The sequence below is a fragment of the Bacillus sp. 196mf genome, assembly GCF_003217275.1.
GTDB lineage: Bacteria > Bacillota > Bacilli > Bacillales > Bacillaceae_G > Bacillus_A > Bacillus_A thuringiensis_S.
Map to the genome: position 1 here is coordinate 38,668 of NZ_QJTG01000002.1, position 22,586 is coordinate 61,253.

Genomic DNA, 22,586 nt, shown 5'->3' on the forward strand with positions numbered 1-22,586 from the left:
ACAAAAAGACACCGACGTTATTTCGCCGATGCCTCGTACTCTTTTACCTTCTTATAAAATGTCGCTTTCTTCATATTGACCGCTGCCATAAACTCGACTGCCATGATCTTCTTCGCTTTCCATTCACCATATAGTCGATCCCAGTCTGCGGGAAGTTCCATGATCGGGCGTCCGAGGTGTTTGCCCTTCTCTTTTGCCGCATCGATACCTTCTCTTTGACGATCTTTTGTTGTTTTTCGTTCTTGTTCTGCTATTGACGTATAAACTTCGATAATAATGTTATTGATCATATCGATAACCCAGTCTTGACCTTCGGGAACATCTGCCATCGTCGTAGGAAGGTCGATGATCTTAACGCGGATCTTTTCTTTCTTAAAGTATTCTAAGTACTCTTTGATCTGCTGCTTATTGCGACCCAGTCGATCGACCGATTTAATATAGAGCGTATCGCCTTCGCGCATTGCTTTAAGCATATTCTGAAAGCCTTCACGATCCATATCCTTACCGCTCGCCTTATCGCTATAGATATACTTCGCGTCTGTTACATAAGGTTCTAACGCTTTGTATTGTCGATCTAGGTTCTGATCCTTACTTGATACGCGGATGTAACCGAAGCTGATTGCCATAATGAAAACCCCGTTTCGTTTAACTGATACGTTAAATATATAATATCGGTCTATAAACGTCAATTATTTTATAGACGTCTATTAAGGTTTATTTATGTGTGTTAGTAGACGGGTGTAGGATCGTTTTCTTAGCGTCTACAAACGTGTACCTTTTTAGACTACTACCCACGACGCATATTTATATAACAGTACCTCACTATATGTTTTGTGTTATGAAACACCGCCGTACCTAGCCGCGTATCTGATCGACCAACACCCCGCACTATATTACCAACAGGCGACCACATATCCAAGACACCCGACCATATACCCACACACCTTACGGGACGACGCCACACGGCTATACATGCTGCGCTATATCGTCTCAGCTAACGAATATAATCGAGTAATCTAGAGACTCGTACGGGCTAATCTATAGCGCCTGATAGGGGGTGTTGTACATACCGCCATACATACGCACACTATACGGCTACACTACGATGTACTACATCAGCGCAGAGATAATCGTATTGAATCGTGAGTAGCGAGAGAAGTATTCGATTGCTTTCGCTCTTCTTTAATTGTTAGCGATTGAATTCGTTTAAAGAATTGTTCTCGATCTTCTTTCTTCTCGTTGAGTTTCGAATGCTGAAAGTCTTATCGATTAAGTTCACGCGATTCTTCTCGTTGAGTTCGATTGCGATTCGTTTCTTCTTTCTTCGCATTGAGTTTCGATTGCAATTCGTAATTGAATTCGAATTAATGTTTCTTTCTTTGTATTTCTTTCGTGAATCTTTCTTGATCGTGAAACTTCGAAACCTCTTTTAAAGGCTCTCTCGCTCACTGACGCACGAAGAGGACGACGATATTCAACAACGAGCCAACCCGAATCGGAATTTTCCCGAACCCCCCAAAGGCACGGAGGCAGGCGCTCACACAGTCGGTTCAGCAAAGCGACCACCATTTTTAACTCAGGGCGTTGATCTTAACGCAGCAGGTTACACGAAGTCTAGTTTCTATTATTATAGATCCGAAAAAATATCCGTATATATTTTTTTAAAGGTATTTAACCCAAAATGTGCCGTTGCTGCGTTTATGTACGTGTAAGGATATCCGCAGCCTGTACGAATTGCATACGAAGTCACCCGAAATATGTAAAGGTTGGCGTCTATGTTTACGTAAGTACGGTGACGATGCGAACAAAACTTATCCTCTTATTACGCATTACTTGACCGAAAATGATCGAGTCGTCGCGTATATATTAACGTCAGGATGGCGGCGGATATTATTTAAATGTCTTTTACGCTCTATCACGATCTTATTAATGTCTATATTGCTGCGTAAAATCACTGTAAGAATTCGCTCTTTGAATTCGATACAGAAATATTATTTTTATAATAACGTCTTTTTAATAACGTCTTTATTACGTAAGATACATCACACTAACGAACAGTGACTGATCCAACTAACGAACAGTGACTAATCAAACGAACATGAAAGGAGAGTGCTTATTATGGCACTAACAGAAGAGCAACGACAGGCACAAAAGGATAGCCGATCGAGAAAGAAAGAGATGGTCAAGGATCTAGAATCGATCACGAAGAAGTACGACGAGCAACCATTCTATGATAAGCACGAAAAAACGGAGAGTGGATTCATCAAAGTGCCGAGGAATATCATGCACTACATGAACTTGCAGCCGTACGGATTCACGACAGAAACGATATTTCTATATCAAGTCATCATTCAATATACGGCAAAAGACACTAAATATGCTTATCCATCTCAATATGAGCTGGCAAACCTACTAAAGAAAACGACATCGACGGTTAAAAGGCATATTGCACTACTGAAAAAAGTCGGACTTATCCGCGTCGAACGCGCCAATAAAACGAATTCCAATCGCTATGTACCGTTAGCGCCATTAACAGAAGCGGAACTACTGCAACGCTACCCACTCGCGAAAGAGTACCATGACGAATTCGAACGAAGCATGACCGAATTTAGCGCGTCGGAAACTGAACGAATGAGGAAGTATCGAAAAGAAAAGGGGCGAATGTAAATGACTAAACTAATAAACATAAGAGGCGAAGAGGTACGAACGGAAGAGCTTACGAGGGGCTGCGAAATTCCGTCTACTATACCTCTAGAGTTGTTAACTTTACTTAAGCGATTGGGCAACGATAGCGGCGAAGTTAAAGGTGTAGCACAGTCGGCAATGACTAAAATGATGTCTATCAGTAGTCAAAGTATATTGGATTCACTGGACTATCCGATATTCACCGTCATATATACGTTAGAAAAAGCGAAGATAATCGAGCGGACAGGAATGATCGAGGGGACACAGAGTTACGCCATTCTATTCGATCGTGTAAATGAGATCTCAAATTACATTAATGAAAAACGAATTAAACGCGAAAAACAAGAAAAGGCACGTCGGGAAGAATACGAGATACGAAAGTCTGATACGTTTTTCTAGGAGTGAGAGCGACGTTCACGATCTCAGCAATCGGAATTATGAGACAAACAAAAACAAACGGAGGTAGTACAAATGCAAATGACACACATCGAAAATAAATCAAGAGCACAACGAACAAGCGAATTATCCGAGGTTATCGCTGAGGGTCGTAGGAAATACGGCGAGCATCACATTATCGTCAATTCGGGTACGGAATCGCACCCGAATTGGATCGCCATACCGCAAACACCAAAGGGAGCTGCGGGCATAAAAACGCCTGACATATTCGATCCTTCGTGGTATCGAAACGACGCTAATGATAACGCCTAGGGGAGCGGTTAAGTTGGTGCAAAAATACATAGGAGATCCGCGCTTAGATGAGAGTTGGACGAAATTCGGAAACTAGCTAATCGGCGTATCAAGAAAAGGAGCGCGAGACAGGAGGTGATGAATAATTTCACATATCACAAGGGTAATAAAAAGAAATACAAAAAGTTTGTATAGAATATACAATTAAATAGTAAATAGAACTACATATATATTGAGAAGAAGATTTTCCTTTTCTCCCCCTGAGTTCCTCTTTTCGTAGTGTCAGCCGTAGATTATTCCCGATCTGCGGTAATGGCACATTGATAAATTAACAAATATATCGCACTTGGCGCGGAAACGTCTTATTAAAAATAACGACCTGATGCGCGTAAATAATCGTTTACTTCTTCTTATAAGCTCGATTACACTGGCGGGTTTACCCGCTCTTTTTTAATCTCACATGTATAAAATACACGAAACAAGGAGGCGAAACGTAATGTACAACCACCCGTCATATAATGCGTCAGTCCTTGCGTTAATCTTAAAGCTCGCACAGATTACGCAATTCGACCTAGCGAATCTATTAGGAACGACACAGGCGAGCATATCACGCTATATATCAGGCGATCAAAAGTTACCATCAGAGAAAGCTGAACTTCTTACTCAGATCATCGGCGAACGCAATCTATTTTTATTACAAACGTTCGACGGCAGTATGATCGCCATAAGCAACGATCTACAAAAACGACTAAAAACGAAGGGAGGCGATTGATATGCGACCACTGATAGTAGCTAACGTGCATGAGCTGCGGGGTAAATACTTCTTAGTTGCTTACCTCTATAGAGATAATGCATTACTAGCGAAAATCATAGCGCCTTTAGAAGAGAAACCACTAGCCGAGAAACTACGAGAAATCGTATATCTAAACTGCGAAGACTTTCCTAGTTTTGACGTATGGACAAGCACAGAAGACATATACCTTGCGTGTTTAGGTACGCTCGATATTATGGGACACTATAAAACGCAGGAAGATACAAGCGAAACGCTTAGATGTTTCGAAGACGAGCGGACACGAACCGCTTTAATAGATGTTTACGAGTTAAAAGATCCGAACGAAATAACACAAATAAAATCAATACCGAAGCGGCGCACAGTATTAATCGAGTGGCTGCGTAAGGGTATCAAACTACTAGAGGGAAATACGAAAGGGGAAATAAAAGATGGAATGGAAACTATACGATGAATTCGCAGTACAAAATGATAAGGCGAATGAGTTTATCGCAGGTTATCGAGAAAAGATAAAAACTGCGAAAGAGGACGTAGCGGCTGCTACAAAGGCGTATGAAGCGATCCTACAACAAGAATTCGCAGGGGAAAAAGTAGCGACGCAAAAGAAAGCAGCGCTGGCAGATATCGAAAAGGCTCGGGCGGTTTTGAAAGTTGCCGAAGGCGAGTACAGTAAGGCGAATGATTATGCGATGGCGAATTTAGCAGGTACGATCACACTCGACGACCTTGCTCGTGACTGGCGAAATAACTTCGTACCAACCTTACGACAAGAGAAGGTCGATCCACTGCGTCAGAAGGCGGAACAAGGACTAAAGGATTACTTCGCGGCAGTCTTAGAAATATTACGTATCGAAAGCGAGAATCAATGGGCAGTCGAGTTTATGAATGAGCGCTTTAGAAGTCGAAAAGGCGCTAGACCGATCATGCAGAATGCGGCAGGTATCGTCGATATTCCCGTACCGCCAAATGATAGCGATTGGAATAATATCTTGAAGTATAAACAAATACCTGCGAGATTCAAGAGCTAAGCGATATTAATAGGCGATATGCCTTTAAATATAAATAAAACAAAAGGGAAAGTCATCTGTAATCAGGTGGCTTTTTTCTAATTCTAAGGGGGAAATAAAAATGGTAAAAACTTATTCTAATGAATTAATCGGCGTCAAAGAAAGTGTAACGGATGAGATGTTATTACTAAATCCGCTACAAACACCTATGCTCGACTTACTCGGTTTCGGCGATCCAGTAACTAACGTAGAACATGTATGGTTCGAAGATGAAATGTTTGCTCAGGATGGCATCGCAGCGAACGAAGCGTCGGCAGAAGCTACGACGATTACAGTTGAAGACGCGGAAGCATTCCGACCTAATCAAGTCATTCGTAACGGTGAAGAGTTAATCCTAGTCGGCAAAGTCGAAGGTAAGAAATTAACAGTAGTTCGTGGATATGCGGGCACAACTGCGGAAACTGTAGAAACTGGCGCAACTTTAGAAGTTATGTTCGTAGAAGGTTCGGAAGGTGCGGACGCTCGTGACGCTCGTTATAAGCCTCGTAATCGTGTATCGAATCTTACGCAGATTTTCGACGAGACAGTCGAGTTAACAGGTACGGCGCAGGCAATCGCGCAATATGGTGTAGATAATGCGTTCGAACAAGAGAAGCAAAAGAAACAATTAGAGCTAGCGCTGCAATTAGAAAAAGCGGTTATCAATGGTATTCGTTACGAGCGAGGCAATACACGTATGATGCGTGGTATTCGCTCGTTTATTAAAACAAACGTAATCCAAGCAGACGGCGCAGAAATTGCGGACGAGCATCTGATCGAAGCATTCCGTTTAATCTTAGAAAAAAGCGGATCTAATGCAGGTGGTAACTACAAAATTATCACGGGTGCTACTCAAAAGATCGCTATCTCAGCTTTCCAAAATGCGTTAGTTCGCTTAGATCGTCTAGATAATGGACGGGGTCAAGTAGTAGATCACTACATTTCCGACTTCGGAGCGGCTGAGATCTTACTAAATAAAAACATCCCTGCGGGCGAGATCTTAGTAATCGATGCGAATCGTTTATCTATCCGTCCACTAGTAGGACGCGACTTTTCTCACGAGTACTTAGGTAAAAAAGGCGATTACATGCAAGGAATGTTAGTCGGCGAGTACACGCTAGAAATGTTACAAGAAGCGGCACACGCTAAGATCACGGGTCTTGCGACTAAAAAATAAAAGTAATCGAAATAGATCGGCTAGGGCTTCGGCTCTAGTCTCTTTTTTAGTGGATTATCTTTTGTTTCGTGGGTATAGTATCGTCTAAATGCGTTCTATTTCGTTTAAGTGGATTAAGAGACGGGCGGAAGTGAGGTGAACGGTCGATTTGTTACACCTTTTTATTTTTTATGTGATATATTTAAAAAGTTATATTGTAAAAATTAGATAATATAATATTGCGCAAGTTGCGTAATAAGAAGGAGAGGATCATGTGAAAATCGAGGAAGTAATAGCGTCATTGAAAGAAAGTAACGCTAAGGAAGTTGGAAAAGAAATTGGTATGTGTGATAAAAGGTTGTTAAAGGGGTTAAAAAACGCAGGGTATAAATATAGTAAAAAAGATGGTATAGGTTGGTATTTTACAGGACAAGGGGAAGCGCCTTTAAAAGCGGATATCCGAGAATTTGTAGAGGTTGCCGATGCTAAGAAGCTAGAAACTACAAATGATGCACTTACGAAAAAAGAAGTAAATACGCTACGGAAAATCATGAGCGAATGGGGCCCGACTAAAAACACAGTTAATACGATAAAGCAACAAAAGGAAAAGACTTTGGCTCAGAAGAATACTAATCCGATTCATTCGTTGCACGACCGCATTAGAGAAAGTGAGGCGAAAGAAAAGGTTAGCAGAACGGTGAATCTCGACAAGGAAGCGTGTACCATGTTAGATAGATTCGAAGATAAGCATCGTTTGAATCGTGATGAAATTGTAGAGATTGCGCTCTATGAATTTTTCGAGAAGTATAAGGCGCAATAGTTGCGAGAGGGGGCGTGGATTTCATTATCTACGTCTTTTTTTGTGGATAAATTCGTAGGAAAACGCAATTTATTGCGGTATTTATTTAACGAAATCCACACTTTACGGCTTGTACAAATAGTAAGATGTGCGGTAAAATGTGGATAACGATAAACATCGTTAAGAGTGAACGATATCAACAACCGTATTGAACAAAAACATTCCTCATTATACGTTTTCAACCTCTAAAGTATCGTAATTAAGCGAACACGGCTTTTTATTATCGATACATCGTCCACATCCCAATGTCTTTAAACCCTAGTCGTTTATAAATTCGTCCAGCAGCTGGATTGTTATAAAATAAACAAAGTGTTCGGCCTTCTTTCGTAAAGTCTTGAATCATTTTTTGTAATATGAGTGAAGCGTAGCCATTTCCGCGATAATTCGGGTGTGTACATACACCAACTACCATAGCAGATAATGAATTTTCAGCGGAAGTAGAGGCGGATGCGATGATTGCACCGTCTTTTTCAATATAATATGTACGTCCTGTATTTGTTTCGATAGCCGGCCTTAATATTTTCTCTGATTCATTAGTAGTCGGAAATTCAGCGATGTCACTTCTTAATTGCATAATTCGCTCTACATCATCTAGTGTGGCAAGTTTAATTGTTTCTTGGATAGGCGTGCTAGGTAAGTTGTTGTCATTTAGACATTCGCAAAAATACATTTCATTTTTGGCGCCCAATTGTAGACTTGGAGAAGTTTCAAACCTTTCTACAATAGTTGACTTGCCAGAGAGTTTAAGCGGTTTATATGCGGAAAGAAGTGCCTCATAATCAATGGTAACAAAGTCTTCTTTACTATATGGTATAAATGAATCGTGGAATCGGAGTAGAATTGATTTTAATGTCCCATTCTCTTTAAATACTCCCCATAATTCTTGAAAATCTGTGTCATAACCGAAAGCTTCAATATCTCCAATAATAAACAAGTTAATGGCTGCTTCTTCTTTTAGGTAAGCGAATACTTGTTCATGATCTTTCTTTGTTAATTTTCGCATCATAACGAATCGACCTCTTTTTTATTTTTTCTAAATATTACAACTTAAGTTTTTTGAAATCAATATAAAATTTTATGTTTAGTTCACAAACTTTCGGAAAAACTAGGAAAGATATGACAAAGGAGGTTATGAACGGTGGATCATCCAATTCAAGGGTTAATGAAAGCAGCAATGGAAAATTTAAAAGAAATGGTTGATGTAAATACGATTGTTGGAGAGCCTGTTCAAACGGCTGACGGTGGTGTGGTGTTAACGGTTTCTAAAGTAGCGTTCGGTTTTGGAGCAGGAGGTTCTGATTTCCAAACGAATGATGGACAAAGAGCGAACGGTAACCCTGCATTTGGTGGCGGTAGCGCGGGTGGTGTTTCTATTACACCAGTAGCATTTCTTGTGGTGAATAAAGATGGAGTAAATATTCTTCATCTACAAAATGCGACACATTTAGCAGAAAAAATGATTGAATTAGCTCCACAAACAATTGATAAAATTCAATCGATGTTCCAAAAAGAAGAAAAGAAAGAGGGAAATCATCATCCTCAAAACCCAGATGAAATCCTTTAAAAACGCCTGCTTATGAGCAGGCGTTTTTTCTTGTAATCACTATGTAATAAAACACATGAAATTGTAAATAGTTTTTGAAGTTTTTTCTATGTTTCTAAAATTTTTCATGTTAAAATATGCTATAGAATTGAAACATATAAAACGAAGGTGGCTAGGTGCTTTGTCTGGAGGATCTGACCAAGTAAAGAATATGATATATATTAATGGTAATCGTCGAGGTCATTGTTTTATTACATCAGGAATTACGTTTAAAGAGTTTGCGAGTAACATCCCTTCACCGCTTCATCAAGTGTTGCTTTTGAAGCACAACTTTGAATGGACGGATTTTCATTATCATACTTTATTTGAATATGTTGAGGAAGAAAATATACATAAGTTAATTCAAGCAGAGATTGATGAATTTGATGAATTTTGTTGGGTAGATTTTGATGATGCAAGCGATTTAGATGAATTAGAGCCGAAAGAAATTGCAGAATTATTATATTTGGCTCACAAAAAAGAACCACTTGCAAGAACATTCTTTCCGTTACTGAAAAATAGATTTGTTTATTTTTCACATGATGACGGATGGTACAACAAAGTGTATTATCGTAGAATTGCCGATTTTGTAGGAATGTTAAGTAAAGTCATTCCGTATAAACTCGGTGCTTTCGGTAAGAAACGTTTTTCTTTCTTCCAAAAATCAAAAATTTTCCCAGCAATTTCAAAAGAATTGATTATGGGACTTATTCCACTAATGGAAGATGGTCTTTACATAGATCTAGCAGGGAAGATTGAGTCAAGAAGAGGTCTTGAAATTCCGGTATATGTAGTTGGTTCGTATGAAAGTACGGATGAGGTGCTAGATAATATCGATGAATTGAAAGAGGAAGTAACAGAAACAGGTTGGCTCATTTTTGATAAGAAAGAACAAGAGTGGCAATGGGTTGTTGACTAAGAAAACTTGGCGCATGAAGTCAAGTTTTCTTGTCATTTGAAAGGAGTACAAATGAAGAAATATTATACAATTGTGGGTATTGTAAGTATTATTCTCGTGGCAATATTACTTATAACTTGTCCGAAAGAATCAGATTTTAAAGTGTATGTAGAGGATAAGTATGCGTTGAATTGTAATGAGAGTAGTTTTGAATGCACGCAAAATGTAGATGGTAAAAAAGAAAAACTACAATTTGAAAGTACAGATGCACGAAATGGTGTATTCTTTATGACTGTAAAGCAAACATTTAAAACAGAAGCTGGTGTTTCAAAAGAATATAGCGGAGTAGGAATGTTTGGTACATTTCTTTTTGTTTCAGAGAAGACTTTCTAGTAATAGAAGGTCTTTTTTTTATGCTTATGTTCATATAGATGAAGTAAGACAAGCATAGGAGGGATAGCGATGAAGAACACATGTATCGTTTGCGGTGGTGAGGAGTTTTTTTCCTCAACATTATATGCACGTACGAAACAAGATTGGGCATATGCACCAAACATGTATCGGTTTGAAAAAGTATTTATTGAGCATAGGGATGAAGAAAATTATCCAGTGTTTCAAGAAATTACAGCGAAACATTGTTGTGGATGCGGTCATATTATGTTGTATCATGAATGAACACACCAAGTATAACTTGGTGTGTTTTTTTAAAACGCTGACAAAGCAAGCGGATAAAGTAAAGTAAATAAAACAGAAAAACTACCAAAACCAATTGCTGTATATCCAAGTGTTCTTGCTCCGAAATTGACAGCTAATAGGCCAACTAAAATTGCTAGGGAGCCGAGCGTAACTGGATAAAAAGCAATGGAGAATAACGAAAGAAATAAAGCGACATAGCCTACCATTGCGCCGGTATTTGTACCTTCTATTTCATTTGCAATTTCTTTACGCTTATGTCTAATTGGTATGCCAGCTGGTGATATTTCAGCAGCATACTCTTCGTTTTTTTCACCACTTTTAAAATGATGATTTCTCTTTCTTCGCATGTACATCCCTCTCTTTCAATTGGGTGTACCTATAGTATCTTACATAAAGGTAAGAACATGAGTATGAGTTAAACCCAAGTAAAGCAAAAAATGGAGAATACGTATTCCATCGTTAACATATCCATTTCCTATTGAAGATAAAGTGCGGGATTTTTTCCATCACAACTGATTATCAGCCAGCAACAATTGGATTTTTATGAGCAGTTCTCTCCCATTAACTGGTCCGCATCCATTGAATTTTGAGGTAGGTGTCTTACTGCAAGCGGGATAAAACAGGAATTTTGGAAAATGATGTAGAATGAAATGAATGATAATACGTGAAGGTAGGGGAATGTATGACAACATTTAATTGGCATGAATCAGCAGAGAAGAAATGGGATAGTAGTGCGGAGTTTTGGAATAAAAATAGTCAGGAAATGTGGGATAGCGGGAGTAGGAGCACAATTATTCCGTTTTTTGAACAATACGTAAAGAAAGAAGCACAAGTGCTCGATGTTGGTTGTGGTGATGGGTACGGTACATATAAATTAAGTAGCGCAGGCTATAAAGCAGTGGGAGTAGATTTATCGGAAGTGATGATTCAAAAAGGTAAGGAGCGCGGAGAAGGACCAAATTTATCTTTTATAAAAGGAGATCTTTCTGCATTACCATTTGAAAATGAGCAATTTGAATCAATTATGGCAATTAATTCTTTAGAGTGGACGGAAGAGCCATTACGAGCGTTAAATGAAATAAAGCGTGTGTTAAAGAAAGATGGATATGCATGTATTGCAATTTTAGGACCGACAGCAAAGCCACGAGAGAACAGTTATCCTCGCTTGTATGGAAAAGACGTTGTTTGTAATACGATGATGCCTTGGGAATTTGAACAGTTAGCGAAAGAACAAGGTTTTAAAGTTGTAGATGGCATCGGCGTATATAAGCGCGGAGTAAACGAGAAGATGTTAGGTCAACTACCTACAGAGTTGCAACAATCGTTAACATTCTTATGGGTATTTATGTTAAAAAACGTATAAAGAAATGAAAGAATTTTTAGGAGGTAAATAAGTGCAGAAAATACAAAAAACTGATACAATATCATCAGAACCAATTAAAGGGGGACTAGGGTATATGACAACTACTACAACAGTGAAATCCGATATTGAAATCGCACAAGAAGCGAGTATGAAGAAGATTCAAGAAATTGCAGCTGATTTAAATATTTTAGAAGATGAATTAGAGCCATACGGGCATTATAAAGGTAAGTTATCTCTTGATATTTTTAAGCGCTTACAAGATGAGAAAGACGGTAAAGTTGTTTTAGTAACAGCAATTAACCCAACTCCAGCTGGAGAAGGTAAATCAACAGTAACAGTTGGTTTAGGTCAAGCTTTTAACAAAATTGGTAAGAAAACAGTAATTGCACTTCGTGAACCATCTCTTGGACCGACGATGGGATTAAAAGGTGGAGCAGCAGGTGGCGGTTTTTCACAAGTCGTACCAATGGAAGACATTAACCTTCACTTTACTGGAGATATCCATGCGATCACAACTGCCAATAACGCATTAGCAGCGTTTATTGATAATCATATCCAACAAGGAAACACACTTGGAATTGATACGCGTAAAATCGTTTGGAAACGCTGCGTTGACTTAAATGATCGTGCCCTTCGTAACGTAGTAATTGGTCTTGGTGGACCTGTACAAGGTGTACCACGTGAAGACGCTTTTGACATTACAGTAGCATCTGAAATTATGGCCGTGTTCTGCCTTGCAACAGATATTCAAGACTTAAAAGCACGTTTATCTCGCATCGTAGTTGCCTATAACTTTGCAAATCAACCTGTAACGGTTAAAGATTTAGGTGTAGAAGGTGCGTTAACACTATTATTAAAAGACGCATTAAAGCCGAACTTAGTACAAACGTTAGAAAATACACCAGCTATCATTCATGGCGGACCATTTGCGAATATCGCTCACGGTTGTAACAGTGTTATCGCTACAACAATGGCAGCAAAATTAGGTGATTATGTTATTACAGAAGCTGGATTCGGTGCTGATTTAGGCGCTGAGAAGTTTTTAGATATTAAAGCTCGTGCAGCTGGCATTAAACCAGAAGCAGTTGTTATTGTTGCGACGATTCGTGCGCTTAAAATGCATGGCGGCGTTGCAAAAGATCAATTAAAAGAAGAAAATGTAGATGCATTAGCAAAAGGTATGGAAAACTTACAGAAGCATGTTGAAACAATTCAAAGCTTCGGTGTGCCTTTCGTAATTGCAATTAATAAATTCATTACAGATACAGATGCAGAAGTTACATACTTACAAGAGTGGTGTAATGAGCGTGGCTATGCAGTATCCTTAACAGAAGTTTGGGAGAAGGGTGGCCAAGGCGGAGTTGACCTTGCTGAAAAAGTACTAAAAGAAATCGAAAAAGGTGAAAACAACTACGCACCACTTTATGAATTAGAATTACCATTAGAAGAAAAAATTCGTACAATTGCTCAAAAAGTGTATGGCGCAAAAGATATTGAATTTGCTCCGAAAGCACGTAAGCAATTAGCTCAATATGAAGGAGAAGGTTGGAGTAACCTACCAGTTTGTATGGCGAAAACACAATACTCTCTTTCTGACGATGCAACAAAATTAGGTCGTCCATCTGACTTTATCGTTACAATTCGTGAGTTAAAACCATCTATCGGTGCAGGCTTTATCGTTGCGTTAACAGGTACAATGTTAACAATGCCAGGTCTTCCAAAACAACCAGCAGCACTTCAAATGGATGTAAATGAAGATGGAAAAGCAGTAGGTTTATTCTAAAAGGTTGTAATTCATCTCGTTTATCTGTAAACTATATATACATCAAGTGGCGCCTTTCCATCGAAAGGCGCCTGTTTTTTGGAGGAAATTATGTTTGATCCAACTGCTTTTGACAATTTAAAAGTAATCGTAGAAGGTGCTGTGTATGATTTTGATCTACATGGAGATATTCTTGTAACAGATCGAAAAGATATGATGGACCTTGCCTCATTAAGTCGTATATATCATATCTCATTTCAATTAACAGAACCGTTCGAACCATTAGTAGAAGCAACATTTTCATTATCTGTGGATGCAAAGAACTTGTCTGGTGAAATACTAGAAGTGCCTCAGTTTACACCAGGTTGTGAAATGAAGCTAGCATTTTCATTCCCGTTAGAACAACCAGAAGTAGGATGCGAAGAAATTGAAACTTTAATGCGTTCTATATGGGGAAAAGAAAGAATGATTATGCAGAAAGTTTCATACGAATATAATAAGCAAGCGATTTCATATCATAATAAGGTAGAGGTTCTATTTCAAAAAGCGATTACAGAAGACCATGTTGATGATTTAATAGCTGTTATTTCACACATGATAGAAACGGTGCGAACAATACAGCATTTTCTTCAAAAATAGAGATAAAGGAGAAAAACAAATGATAAAAGATATGCAACCATTTTTACAAGAAGCTTGGGAGAAGGCTGGTTTTAAAGAATTAACTGAAATTCAAAAACAAGCGATTCCAACTATTTTAGAAGGACAAGACGTTATAGCTGAATCTCCAACTGGAACAGGAAAAACATTAGCGTACTTATTACCCCTTTTACATAAAATTAATCCTGAAGTAAAACAGCCACAAGTTGTTGTTTTAGCGCCAACACGTGAACTTGTAATGCAAATTCATGAAGAGGTTCAAAAGTTTACAGCAGGAACTGAAATTTCAGGTGCATCTTTAATTGGTGGTGCAGATATTAAGCGCCAAGTTGAAAAATTAAAGAAACATCCGAGAGTAATTGTCGGTTCACCAGGACGTATTTTAGAATTAATTCGTATGAAAAAGCTAAAAATGCATGAAGTGAAAACAATTGTATTTGATGAGTTTGATCAAATTGTAAAACAAAAGATGATGGGCGCAGTACAAGATGTAATTAAATCAACGATGCGCGACCGTCAATTAGTATTCTTCTCAGCGACAATTACCAAAGCGGCAGAAGACGCGGCACGTGATTTGGCAGTTGAACCACAAGTGGTACGTGTAACACGTGCAGAGTCAAAAAGCTTAGTTGAGCATACGTACATCATTTGTGAGCGACGCGAAAAAAATGATTATGTAAGAAGAATTATGCATATGGGCGATGTAAAAGCAGTTGCTTTCTTAAACGATCCATTCCGTTTAGATGAAATTACTCAGAAATTGCAGTTCCGTAAAATGAAAGCAGCAGCTCTTCATGCAGAAGCAGGTAAGCAAGAGCGTGAAGCAACGATGCGTGCATTCCGCGGCGGAAAATTAGAAATTCTACTTGCTACTGATATTGCAGCACGCGGTATTGATATTGATGATTTAACACATGTAATTCACTTAGAATTACCGGACACAGTAGACCAATATATTCACCGCTCAGGACGTACAGGACGTATGGGTAAAGAAGGAACTGTCGTATCTCTTGTAACTCCACAAGAAGAGCGCAAATTACTACAATTTGCGAAAAAACTAGGCATCGTATTTACGAAGCAAGAAATGTTCAAAGGAACATTTGTAGAATCGAAGCCACCAGCACCTAAGAAAAAGAAACCAGCATTTACTGGGAAGAAAAAGCCTAGATAAATAATGGGGAAGGCGTAACTATTTATAGTTACGTCTTTTTGTTTGTAATTGAATAACAAAGGGAATTTAAATGTATCTATCTTATAAGAATTATCGATAAGGGTGAATCATTTCTCATTTAGTTTGTACAAGGAAGTAATATAAAAAAGTCGAATATTAAACTGATGCGAAATAATAAAAAGAAGGTACATATATGGATAGGAAATTAGGAATGTTTTTGAATACGAAACATATTGAAGTAAACGAAGGAATACAAAAAGCAAGGGAATGGGATTTAGAATATATTCAATTATATGCTATGAATAAAAACTTCAACTTAGCTAATATTCCAGTGGTAGAATGGACTGCTTTAAAGAAAAGCTTATCTTTTAATGGGATAAAGATTCCATCATTAGCAATTAGTTTTGGAGAAAATGGAATTACAGGAACAGAAGCTGACAGTGCAATAAATCAGATTAAATATATTACTGACAGAGGTTTGGAGCTGGGAGCAAAGATAATAACAGCTCATATTGGGAAAGTTCCAGATGATGAAAAAAGTGAGAGCTATGATAAAATGGTGCGGGTTTGTTATGAGATAGGGGAATTAGCATTCAAATTTGGGGGAGTCTTTGCTATTGAGACAGGATCTGAAAAAGCAATAGTATTAAAACGATTTTTAGAAAATGCAAACTCGAAAGGACTAGCTGTTAACTTTGACCCAGCAAATTTAATAAGTGATGTAAATGAAAATCCGTTAGAAGGTTTATTACTATTAAAAGATTATATAGTACAAACTCATATTAAAGATTGTAAAGAAGTGAAAAGTAATAGTTCAAGTAAGTATATAGAAGTAGCGGTAGGAAATGGTGAAGTGGATTTCGATATATTCTTCAAAGTATTAGATGAAATTGGATTCGACGGATATAACATGATTGAAAGAAACAATTATTTTGACGAACTGGATGGGATGAGTCAGTCGATAAATTTTGCAAAGAAGTACATACCAACTCAAAAGGAATAACGATACCAGCTGTAGAAAGCTACATAGAATGTAAAAAAACAATAGGAGGAATACAAATGATTCATAAAGTAGGACAAATTATGTTATATGTAAATAATCAAGATGAGGCAGTAAATTTTTGGACGGAAAAGGTAGGGTTTCATGTAGTTGCGGAGGAAGATAACAAGCAAGGAATGAGATGGATTGAAATTGCTCCAACTAACGGTGCTGAAACGAGCATTATATTACATAATAAAGAAGTTATTTCGAAAATGAGCCCAGAATTAAATCTTGGTACACCGTCCTTAATGTTCTTCTCAGAAAATCTGGATCAATTATATGCAGGTTTAAAAAATAAAAATGTTACTGTTGGAGAAATGGTAACTATGCCTTCTGGTAAAGTGTTTAACTTTGCTGATAGTGAAGGGAATTATTTTGCGGTTATGGAGAAGAACCAATAATAATATTGCTATGTGAAAATCCCCCTCAAATATATTGAGGGGGATTAAATCTTTGAAGTGGATTTTTCATGAGAGAGTTGTGTAATAAAAAATGCACCTTTTTCAATAGCGGTTTCAATGTAACCGACAATTTGATTAAACGTAAACACCTGTAAGTCTTCATGCAAATGTTGCTCGGGATACAACATATCTTCAAAAAGATACTTTCGAAAAGCTAAAACGTTTTCTTTAGAAACCTCTTCAATATCCACAATGTGAGCCTCTTGATTGAGAAGAGAGAAGAGCTGTTGTTCTTTATCGTAATGATGAAGCAACTTTGCATTTAACAATTTAAAATCGTTATAGTACAGGGGTGCGATAGTTTCGTCATTTTCTATTCTATTTTTTAGCCATGGTAGAAAAAAGCCACTTAGCCAATTATCATCGGCAATGAGGTGGGTGTAATAGCCTAAAATAAAGGGGGAATCTATATGTGCTTCGTATTTATGAAAAAATGAATCATAATCTATTCTTCTCGTATAGTTCTTCGTTGTACCAGCATAAAAATGTGAGGTTCCTTTTTCTTTTTTTGAATGAACAGCATCAGGGGCTACAGCTCCAAGTAAGAAAGAAGTTTTATCTTGAATACATAGTTTCTCAGCAATACCGTTAGCGATAATAACATGCATAATTCGTGATCCCATGAATGCCACCTCTGTTTCAAGTATTCATTTCAGGAAGAAGACTGAACAGTTAGTATTACTTTCCCTGTACTTTTTCTACTTTCGACCCATTCATGTGCTTTCCCTGCATCTGGAAGGGGAAAAGATTTTGTAGCTTTCATTTGCAAACTTCCGTCACGCAAATAACGGAAAACTTCATTTGCCGTTTCTTGGAGTAGTTCAGGACGTTTTTTCCGTGTAGTGCCAAAGCTAAAGCCTAGTATAGAGCGGCAACTTGCGTGTAAATCTTTCGTTTTGAAATTGCCAATTTTACCGCTTGCATTACCGAAATGAACGAGGCGACCGTAATAAGCTAGGCAGTTTAAACTTCTTTCAGAGACAGTTCCAGAAATAGAGTCCAAAATTATATTCACTCCTTCTCCGTTTGTCAGCTCATTGACTTTCTCTGCAAAATCTTCATCTTGATGACAAATAACATAATCAGCTCCAGCATCTAAAGCGATTTCTTTTTTCGTTTCACTTCCTACAGTACCGATAACTGTTCCAGCCCCTAATCGTTTTGCAAGTTGAATCGCGGTAGTACCAATTCCGCCAGCAGCTGCATGAATCAGCACGGATTCATTTTGTTGAAGCCTTGCAACATTCACGAGTAAATTATAGCTTGTGAAAGATACGATCGGACAAGCAGCTGCAGTTTGAAAGTCGACTTCATGGGGTAAAACGAAAGTGAGATTTTCATTTGAAACAACGTACTCTGCGTAAGATCCATTTTGAGGAAAAGCAATGACACGCTGTCCAGGTTGAATATTTTTCACATGAGAACCGACGCGTTCTACAATACCAGTTGCATCTATTCCTGGAATAAAAGGTAGTGCTTTATTTCCTTTTTTGCCATAACGTGATTTAATATCAGCGAAATTTACACTAGTAGCAAAAACGCGAATTAAAACTTGATCTTCTGAAATAGTCGGCATATCCACATCTGTATATTTCATCACTTCAGGACCACCGAACGACGTTACAACGATAGCTTTCATCATATATCCTCCTAAATTTGACTATATAAATCATTTTAAATCTTTATCAGAAATTGGAAAATTATATAATAGTTATGTGTGGTTATAAGTGAAGCTTATGAACTCATTGGATCATAATATTAATTTATATAAAAAATTTTTTCGGAAAAATCGAACGAAATATGAATTACTTGCCAATATATAGTGTAAGACAAAGGAGGGCTGGAATATGAAGGCTGAAATAGATTACGCACATTTAATTCGATTAACTTTATCAGGAAATAAAGAAGCGTATAGCGAATTGTATGATGTAACGATTCAAGAAGTATATAAAACAGCACATTTTTTAATTGAAGATAAAACGGATGTAGATGATGTCGTTCAAGAAGTATACATACAGCTATATGAATCGCTTCGTAAATATGATAGCGAGAAGCCATTTCGCCCTTGGCTAATTGGGCTTGCGATTAAACAAATTCATTCTTATAGAAGAAAGAGGTGGATGCGACTACGAATTATGAAAAAAGCAGAAGAGCAAAGAAAGCCAGTGCAAATTGATTTTTCTAACGATGTTGTAAGTAAAATATCAAACCAAAAACTAATCGAACTCATTCATAAATTACCGTATAAATTGAAACAAGTTATTATCTTAAGATACTTATACGAATATTCACAAGAAGAAGTAGCACAAATATTACATATTCCAATTGGTACAGTGAAGTCTAGAATTCATGCGGCATTAAAGAAACTACGTCAAAAAGAGCAAGTAGAAGAAATCTTTTTAGGAGAGGTAGGGAATGTGAAATGAGTTTAGATTGTAGAGTTAGAGAATCTATACGAGAAGAAGCGAAGGGGATTGTTGCCCCACCGGAGTTAAAAGAAAAAGTAATTGTTCAAATCAAAATGAATCGCGGGGGAAGTAAGGTGAAGAAACGTCTTATCGCCGGAGTGCTTGCAGCAGCATTTTTAATCCCTACGACCGGTTTTGCATATCAATCTATTATGGCGGATGGTATATACGGATCTTTTGAGAATTTAAAAAAACACGCCGGAGCGATGACATTAGAAACGTATATGCGTTTTAATGCAAAATTATCAGAAGCGAAAGATGAAATGAGTTCGAAGGAATATGAAGAGTTTACAAAAGAACTGAAAAAATTAACTAATGCAAAGCTTGCGTACGGGGATTCGAATGGTAATATAGATTATGATCAATTATCACCAGCTAAAAAAGAGGAATTGAAAAAGGTAGTAATGGAGCTTCATCCGTATTTTGATAAATTAAATGGCCATAAATCTAGTAAAGAAGTACTAACTCCTGAAGAGTATGAACAATACATGGAGGCGTTAATGTCACATCAAACTGTGTTAGTAAAAACGAAATCGAGTGGCGGGATAACAGTAGAAGAAGTGCCTGAGGCGTACAAAGAAAGATTTATTAAAGCGGAGCAGTTTATGGAGTATGTAGATGAAAAGGTGAGATAAGTAAAAAAGCTCAAAGCTTTAGCTTTGAGCTTTCTTTATTAAAAGAAAATAGAGCATTCAATTATATTTTTTCATCGTTGCATTGTCCTTTTGTATAAAACAATCTAATAGTGAATAACCAGCTATTAAACTAATAATCGTAACAAAAGTTGTATTTATTAGAATAATATTAACTAAATAAGGTAGGTATTCGGCAAGTGGTGAAAAGAGTAGTGCTGGGGAAAAGGAAATGAATAGTGTAGGCACTGTAATAGCAATAAATTTATCCGGTTGAAAGCTCCAGTTTTGTTTACTCGTTTCGCGATTAATAGATTGAAGGAAGCGTAATAAAATGCCAACTATAAGAGGGAAGAGTGTAAAGTAGAATAATCTTGGATAAACGTTAAAGTTCACTTGTGCATCTGTATCTAAATAAAATTGAATTTTTACTCCTACAAATAATAATAAGACGATAAATAATGTGAAGCAGAGGTATAGCATCACTTTTTGCATTATATTCCACCATCCTTTACTCAAAATATATTCAAAAAAAGAAGAGATATACAATAACTACTGTTGTATATCTCTTCTTTTACTGTTAGTTAATAGTGGAGTTTGATTTTTCTTGCTTCGTGAAATAATCAATAATGCCCATTGCGCTAATTTCTATATCTAAATGTAAAATATTATAAACGGAATGATCTGATGGAACGTTTAACTTTGTAAGATGAGAAGAGATTTTATCCATTAACAAAGTTTGTAAAGCTTTAGTTGCTTCATCGAAATCATTATACTTTTCAAAGACTTCCTTACCAGTATGAACGAAAATAGGTAGCCAATATTCCAGTTGATTATATACTTCTGTAACATGAGAGGATGCGCCGTAATGACCGAAATAAATAGTATCTACATTCATACTTTGAATGTGATTTTTAGAAGTAATCATCGCATCTGGTTGGAATTGTGAAGGGGACGTTGATGGTAGATATAACTCTACATCAACGTCTGCGAGTTCTCTATAATAAATTCCAATTGTATCGCCAGTAAAAATCCCGTTTGTTAATGAATCGTGAATGCTAATATGGTGCTTCGCATGTCCTGGTGTATCATAAAATGTAAGGGTGCGATCTTTTGCAATTTTTAACGTATCACCATGTTGTACAATATGAACACGTTCTTCTTCAATTGGAAGAATTGGATCAAAGAGTTTATCGAAATCTTCTTTGTAGACAGCTTTTGCACCTAAAATAAGTTTTGTTGGATCAATCATATGACGAGCACCACGAGAATGCACATATAACGTAGCATTTGGGCACTTTTCCATCATTAAACCAGCTGCTCCAGCGTGATCTAAATGCACATGTGTAACGATAATGTTTTTAACATCGTTTAAATCAATATGTAATTGTTGTAAGCCGTCTAAAATATACGGAAGAGAAGGGGCTGCACAAGTTTCAATTAAAGTAATATCGTCACCTAATAAAACGTACGTACCTGTTCGTTCATTATGCTGTAAATCGAAATCATCAATAAGATATAGGTGAGAAGATAATTGCTCTACTTTTTTCATAGTTACCACTCCTTATATACTGCATGTTTTTATTATACGCTAAAATAGAAAAAAGGCAGAAAACGAAGCTCGTCTTCTGCCTTTTTGTAATATTATTATTTCGTTTGTTGTTTATTAATAGACATAATGAACAGTCCAACAATCCCGCCTACTAATGGAAGCATAATCTCTCCTGCTAAATTAAAGTAGGAGCTTAAGAATAAACCATTTACATCGATTACCCAGCCAGTAACAAACAATAACATCATATATAGTACGAAATAAAACTCGCGATTTGAAATCGTTTCATGTTGTGCAGTTTTCATAATGAACACCATCCTTTTCTTTTATAATGGAATATAAACTGTCACATTTTGTTCATATTTCAATTGTAAAACTTTCCATCATAAAAGTCTAGTAGTTTGTGTCGAATTTTCGAACAGAAATAAAGCGCTATCATTACAACTTATAAGTACGTAATAAGAGCTGTATATTCACGAATGTAGTATAGTATAAACATAGAATGATAGTGAAGAGAGGGGCAAAGACAATGACAGTTTATGATTTTTCAGCTAAAACAATTACAGGTGAAGAAAAATCGTTAAAAGATTACGAAGGAAAAGCACTTCTTATTGTCAATGTAGCTAGCAAATGTGGTTTCACACCACAATATAAAGGATTACAAGAGGTATATGATAAATATAAAGACCAAGGACTCGAAATACTCGGATTTCCTTGTAACCAATTCGGGGGACAAGAACCAGGTACAGAAGCGGACATTACTAGTTTTTGTGAATTAAACTACGGTGTAAACTTCCCGATGTTTGCAAAGGTTGATGTGAAAGGTGATAAGGCTCACCCTCTATATACATACATGACAGAACAAGCACCAGGTTTACTTGGTATGAAAGCAGTGAAATGGAATTTTACGAAGTTTTTAATCGGAAAAGACGGGAAAGTAGTAGGGCGTTTTGCTCCGCAGACGAAGCCGGTAGATTTAGAGGTTGAGATTGAGAAGGTGCTTGGGGAATAAGTAGGAGTTTCACTTTATTAAAAAACGTCTCAAAGAACAATGTAGTTCTTTGAGACGTTTTCTTTAA

The 22,586-nt window shown here is 37.2% G+C and carries 28 protein-coding genes; 20 read left to right on the top strand and 8 right to left on the bottom strand.

What is annotated here, in order from left to right:
• Nucleotides 1-17: 17 nt before the first annotated feature.
• Nucleotides 18-626 (bottom strand): recombinase family protein, encoded by a 609-nt coding sequence (locus ATL10_RS04475; RefSeq protein ID WP_110496501.1) that lies wholly within the window; start codon nt 624-626, stop codon nt 18-20.
• A 1,552-nt stretch (nt 627-2,178) separates the two neighbouring features.
• Between ATL10_RS04475 and ATL10_RS04480 the strand changes: the two genes are divergently transcribed.
• From ATL10_RS04480 to ATL10_RS04515, 7 genes are all read left to right on the top strand, one after another.
• Nucleotides 2,179-2,667 carry a helix-turn-helix domain-containing protein gene (locus ATL10_RS04480; protein ID WP_223260375.1) on the top strand — a complete coding sequence of 163 codons (489 nt, stop codon included), beginning with the start codon at nt 2,179-2,181 and terminating at the stop codon, nt 2,665-2,667.
• On the top strand, nt 2,668-3,084 hold the full coding sequence (locus tag ATL10_RS04485; protein WP_110496503.1) for a hypothetical protein: 417 nt from the start codon (nt 2,668-2,670) through the stop codon (nt 3,082-3,084). It abuts the gene before it with no gap.
• Nucleotides 3,085-3,868: 784 nt separating this feature from the next.
• Nucleotides 3,869-4,144, top strand: coding sequence for a transcriptional regulator (locus ATL10_RS04495; protein ID WP_110496505.1), 276 nt, complete (start codon nt 3,869-3,871; stop codon nt 4,142-4,144).
• A gap of 1 nt (nt 4,145) precedes the next feature.
• Entirely contained in the window at nt 4,146-4,616 is a 471-nt protein-coding gene (locus ATL10_RS04500; protein WP_110496507.1) for a hypothetical protein, read from the top strand.
• Nucleotides 4,594-5,190: a hypothetical protein gene (locus ATL10_RS04505; RefSeq protein ID WP_002172409.1), complete on the top strand. Its 597-nt coding sequence runs from the start codon at nt 4,594-4,596 to the stop codon at nt 5,188-5,190. The genes ATL10_RS04500 and ATL10_RS04505 overlap by 23 nt, the downstream gene beginning before the upstream one ends.
• 100 nt (nt 5,191-5,290) lie before the next feature.
• Nucleotides 5,291-6,385: an SU10 major capsid protein gene (locus ATL10_RS04510; protein WP_110496509.1), complete on the top strand. Its 1,095-nt coding sequence runs from the start codon at nt 5,291-5,293 to the stop codon at nt 6,383-6,385.
• Between the two features lie 253 nt (nt 6,386-6,638).
• A complete protein-coding gene (locus ATL10_RS04515) occupies nt 6,639-7,184 on the top strand; it encodes a CopG family transcriptional regulator (RefSeq protein ID WP_110496511.1) in 546 nt (181 codons plus the stop codon).
• 259 nt (nt 7,185-7,443) lie between these two features.
• Here ATL10_RS04515 and ATL10_RS04520 read toward each other — a convergent pair whose 3' ends face one another.
• Complete coding sequence (locus ATL10_RS04520; RefSeq protein WP_110496514.1) at nt 7,444-8,229, bottom strand: GNAT family N-acetyltransferase; 786 nt, start codon at nt 8,227-8,229, stop codon at nt 7,444-7,446.
• A gap of 132 nt (nt 8,230-8,361) precedes the next feature.
• Between ATL10_RS04520 and ytfJ the strand changes: the two genes are divergently transcribed.
• From ytfJ to ATL10_RS04540, 4 genes are all read left to right on the top strand, one after another.
• Nucleotides 8,362-8,787 carry a GerW family sporulation protein gene (ytfJ, locus tag ATL10_RS04525; RefSeq protein WP_000349991.1) on the top strand — a complete coding sequence of 142 codons (426 nt, stop codon included), beginning with the start codon at nt 8,362-8,364 and terminating at the stop codon, nt 8,785-8,787.
• Between the two features lie 160 nt (nt 8,788-8,947).
• Nucleotides 8,948-9,724 carry an oxalate:formate antiporter gene (locus ATL10_RS04530; RefSeq protein WP_142669930.1) on the top strand — a complete coding sequence of 259 codons (777 nt, stop codon included), beginning with the start codon at nt 8,948-8,950 and terminating at the stop codon, nt 9,722-9,724.
• Between the two features lie 51 nt (nt 9,725-9,775).
• A complete protein-coding gene (locus ATL10_RS04535) occupies nt 9,776-10,096 on the top strand; it encodes a hypothetical protein (protein ID WP_000761184.1) in 321 nt (106 codons plus the stop codon).
• Nucleotides 10,097-10,165: 69 nt separating this feature from the next.
• Nucleotides 10,166-10,378 carry a hypothetical protein gene (locus tag ATL10_RS04540; RefSeq protein WP_000798747.1) on the top strand — a complete coding sequence of 71 codons (213 nt, stop codon included), beginning with the start codon at nt 10,166-10,168 and terminating at the stop codon, nt 10,376-10,378.
• A gap of 29 nt (nt 10,379-10,407) precedes the next feature.
• Here the strand turns inward: ATL10_RS04540 and ATL10_RS04545 are convergent, their stop codons facing one another.
• Nucleotides 10,408-10,746, bottom strand: a complete 339-nt coding sequence (locus ATL10_RS04545; RefSeq protein ID WP_001253201.1) for a hypothetical protein — start codon at nt 10,744-10,746, stop codon at nt 10,408-10,410.
• Nucleotides 10,747-11,081: 335 nt separating this feature from the next.
• Here ATL10_RS04545 and ATL10_RS04550 point away from each other — a divergent pair, with 335 nt between their 5' ends.
• The 6 genes from ATL10_RS04550 to ATL10_RS04575 all read left to right on the top strand — a co-directional run bounded on the left by ATL10_RS04550 (nt 11,082) and on the right by ATL10_RS04575 (nt 16,795).
• On the top strand, nt 11,082-11,762 hold the full coding sequence (locus ATL10_RS04550) for a class I SAM-dependent methyltransferase (RefSeq protein ID WP_090976286.1): 681 nt from the start codon (nt 11,082-11,084) through the stop codon (nt 11,760-11,762).
• Between the two features lie 94 nt (nt 11,763-11,856).
• A complete protein-coding gene (locus ATL10_RS04555) occupies nt 11,857-13,545 on the top strand; it encodes a formate--tetrahydrofolate ligase (protein WP_110496620.1) in 1,689 nt (562 codons plus the stop codon).
• A gap of 90 nt (nt 13,546-13,635) precedes the next feature.
• Nucleotides 13,636-14,163: a hypothetical protein gene (locus tag ATL10_RS04560; protein WP_000460216.1), complete on the top strand. Its 528-nt coding sequence runs from the start codon at nt 13,636-13,638 to the stop codon at nt 14,161-14,163.
• Nucleotides 14,164-14,182: 19 nt separating this feature from the next.
• On the top strand, nt 14,183-15,352 hold the full coding sequence (locus tag ATL10_RS04565; RefSeq protein WP_016512956.1) for a DEAD/DEAH box helicase: 1,170 nt from the start codon (nt 14,183-14,185) through the stop codon (nt 15,350-15,352).
• A gap of 193 nt (nt 15,353-15,545) precedes the next feature.
• Nucleotides 15,546-16,355, top strand: coding sequence for a sugar phosphate isomerase/epimerase family protein (locus ATL10_RS04570; RefSeq protein ID WP_110496516.1), 810 nt, complete (start codon nt 15,546-15,548; stop codon nt 16,353-16,355).
• A gap of 56 nt (nt 16,356-16,411) precedes the next feature.
• Entirely contained in the window at nt 16,412-16,795 is a 384-nt protein-coding gene (locus ATL10_RS04575) for a VOC family protein (protein ID WP_000581475.1), read from the top strand.
• 44 nt (nt 16,796-16,839) lie between these two features.
• Here ATL10_RS04575 and ATL10_RS04580 read toward each other — a convergent pair whose 3' ends face one another.
• Together ATL10_RS04580 and ATL10_RS04585 are read right to left on the bottom strand one after the other, a co-directional pair.
• Nucleotides 16,840-17,478 carry a zinc dependent phospholipase C family protein gene (locus ATL10_RS04580; protein ID WP_090976290.1) on the bottom strand — a complete coding sequence of 213 codons (639 nt, stop codon included), beginning with the start codon at nt 17,476-17,478 and terminating at the stop codon, nt 16,840-16,842.
• Between the two features lie 29 nt (nt 17,479-17,507).
• Nucleotides 17,508-18,494 carry a quinone oxidoreductase family protein gene (locus tag ATL10_RS04585; protein WP_048567938.1) on the bottom strand — a complete coding sequence of 329 codons (987 nt, stop codon included), beginning with the start codon at nt 18,492-18,494 and terminating at the stop codon, nt 17,508-17,510.
• 208 nt (nt 18,495-18,702) lie between these two features.
• Here ATL10_RS04585 and ATL10_RS04590 point away from each other — a divergent pair, with 208 nt between their 5' ends.
• Both ATL10_RS04590 and ATL10_RS04595 read left to right on the top strand, forming a co-directional pair.
• Nucleotides 18,703-19,281, top strand: coding sequence for a sigma-70 family RNA polymerase sigma factor (locus ATL10_RS04590; RefSeq protein WP_000642664.1), 579 nt, complete (start codon nt 18,703-18,705; stop codon nt 19,279-19,281).
• On the top strand, nt 19,278-19,958 hold the full coding sequence (locus ATL10_RS04595; protein WP_000050703.1) for a DUF3600 domain-containing protein: 681 nt from the start codon (nt 19,278-19,280) through the stop codon (nt 19,956-19,958). Before ATL10_RS04590 ends, ATL10_RS04595 begins: the two co-directional genes overlap by 4 nt.
• A gap of 57 nt (nt 19,959-20,015) precedes the next feature.
• Here the strand turns inward: ATL10_RS04595 and ATL10_RS04600 are convergent, their stop codons facing one another.
• From ATL10_RS04600 to ATL10_RS04610, 3 genes are all read right to left on the bottom strand, one after another.
• Complete coding sequence (locus ATL10_RS04600; RefSeq protein ID WP_001174535.1) at nt 20,016-20,450, bottom strand: hypothetical protein; 435 nt, start codon at nt 20,448-20,450, stop codon at nt 20,016-20,018.
• Nucleotides 20,451-20,535: 85 nt separating this feature from the next.
• Nucleotides 20,536-21,507, bottom strand: coding sequence for an MBL fold metallo-hydrolase (locus tag ATL10_RS04605; RefSeq protein ID WP_043938463.1), 972 nt, complete (start codon nt 21,505-21,507; stop codon nt 20,536-20,538).
• A gap of 95 nt (nt 21,508-21,602) precedes the next feature.
• Complete coding sequence (locus ATL10_RS04610; protein WP_043938462.1) at nt 21,603-21,812, bottom strand: DUF3925 domain-containing protein; 210 nt, start codon at nt 21,810-21,812, stop codon at nt 21,603-21,605.
• 224 nt (nt 21,813-22,036) lie between these two features.
• Between ATL10_RS04610 and bsaA the strand changes: the two genes are divergently transcribed.
• Nucleotides 22,037-22,519, top strand: a complete 483-nt coding sequence (gene bsaA / locus ATL10_RS04615) for a glutathione peroxidase (RefSeq protein WP_000219434.1) — start codon at nt 22,037-22,039, stop codon at nt 22,517-22,519.
• Nucleotides 22,520-22,586 lie beyond the last annotated feature (67 nt).

Coding starts and splice junctions, on each gene's coding strand:
- ATL10_RS04475 (WP_110496501.1), bottom strand. CDS start 626: ATGGCAATCAGCTTCGGTTACATCCGCGTATCAAGTAAGGATCAGAAC.
- ATL10_RS04480 (WP_223260375.1), top strand. CDS start 2,179: ATGGTCAAGGATCTAGAATCGATCACGAAGAAGTACGACGAGCAACCA.
- ATL10_RS04485 (WP_110496503.1), top strand. CDS start 2,668: ATGACTAAACTAATAAACATAAGAGGCGAAGAGGTACGAACGGAAGAG.
- ATL10_RS04495 (WP_110496505.1), top strand. CDS start 3,869: ATGTACAACCACCCGTCATATAATGCGTCAGTCCTTGCGTTAATCTTA.
- ATL10_RS04500 (WP_110496507.1), top strand. CDS start 4,146: ATGCGACCACTGATAGTAGCTAACGTGCATGAGCTGCGGGGTAAATAC.
- ATL10_RS04505 (WP_002172409.1), top strand. CDS start 4,594: ATGGAATGGAAACTATACGATGAATTCGCAGTACAAAATGATAAGGCG.
- ATL10_RS04510 (WP_110496509.1), top strand. CDS start 5,291: ATGGTAAAAACTTATTCTAATGAATTAATCGGCGTCAAAGAAAGTGTA.
- ATL10_RS04520 (WP_110496514.1), bottom strand. CDS start 8,229: ATGATGCGAAAATTAACAAAGAAAGATCATGAACAAGTATTCGCTTAC.
- ATL10_RS04535 (WP_000761184.1), top strand. CDS start 9,776: ATGAAGAAATATTATACAATTGTGGGTATTGTAAGTATTATTCTCGTG.
- ATL10_RS04540 (WP_000798747.1), top strand. CDS start 10,166: ATGAAGAACACATGTATCGTTTGCGGTGGTGAGGAGTTTTTTTCCTCA.
- ATL10_RS04545 (WP_001253201.1), bottom strand. CDS start 10,746: ATGCGAAGAAAGAGAAATCATCATTTTAAAAGTGGTGAAAAAAACGAA.
- ATL10_RS04550 (WP_090976286.1), top strand. CDS start 11,082: ATGACAACATTTAATTGGCATGAATCAGCAGAGAAGAAATGGGATAGT.
- ATL10_RS04555 (WP_110496620.1), top strand. CDS start 11,857: ATGACAACTACTACAACAGTGAAATCCGATATTGAAATCGCACAAGAA.
- ATL10_RS04560 (WP_000460216.1), top strand. CDS start 13,636: ATGTTTGATCCAACTGCTTTTGACAATTTAAAAGTAATCGTAGAAGGT.
- ATL10_RS04565 (WP_016512956.1), top strand. CDS start 14,183: ATGATAAAAGATATGCAACCATTTTTACAAGAAGCTTGGGAGAAGGCT.
- ATL10_RS04570 (WP_110496516.1), top strand. CDS start 15,546: ATGGATAGGAAATTAGGAATGTTTTTGAATACGAAACATATTGAAGTA.
- ATL10_RS04575 (WP_000581475.1), top strand. CDS start 16,412: ATGATTCATAAAGTAGGACAAATTATGTTATATGTAAATAATCAAGAT.
- ATL10_RS04580 (WP_090976290.1), bottom strand. CDS start 17,478: ATGGGATCACGAATTATGCATGTTATTATCGCTAACGGTATTGCTGAG.
- ATL10_RS04585 (WP_048567938.1), bottom strand. CDS start 18,494: ATGAAAGCTATCGTTGTAACGTCGTTCGGTGGTCCTGAAGTGATGAAA.
- ATL10_RS04590 (WP_000642664.1), top strand. CDS start 18,703: ATGAAGGCTGAAATAGATTACGCACATTTAATTCGATTAACTTTATCA.
- ATL10_RS04595 (WP_000050703.1), top strand. CDS start 19,278: ATGAGTTTAGATTGTAGAGTTAGAGAATCTATACGAGAAGAAGCGAAG.
- ATL10_RS04600 (WP_001174535.1), bottom strand. CDS start 20,450: ATGCAAAAAGTGATGCTATACCTCTGCTTCACATTATTTATCGTCTTA.
- ATL10_RS04605 (WP_043938463.1), bottom strand. CDS start 21,507: ATGAAAAAAGTAGAGCAATTATCTTCTCACCTATATCTTATTGATGAT.
- ATL10_RS04610 (WP_043938462.1), bottom strand. CDS start 21,812: ATGAAAACTGCACAACATGAAACGATTTCAAATCGCGAGTTTTATTTC.
- bsaA (WP_000219434.1), top strand. CDS start 22,037: ATGACAGTTTATGATTTTTCAGCTAAAACAATTACAGGTGAAGAAAAA.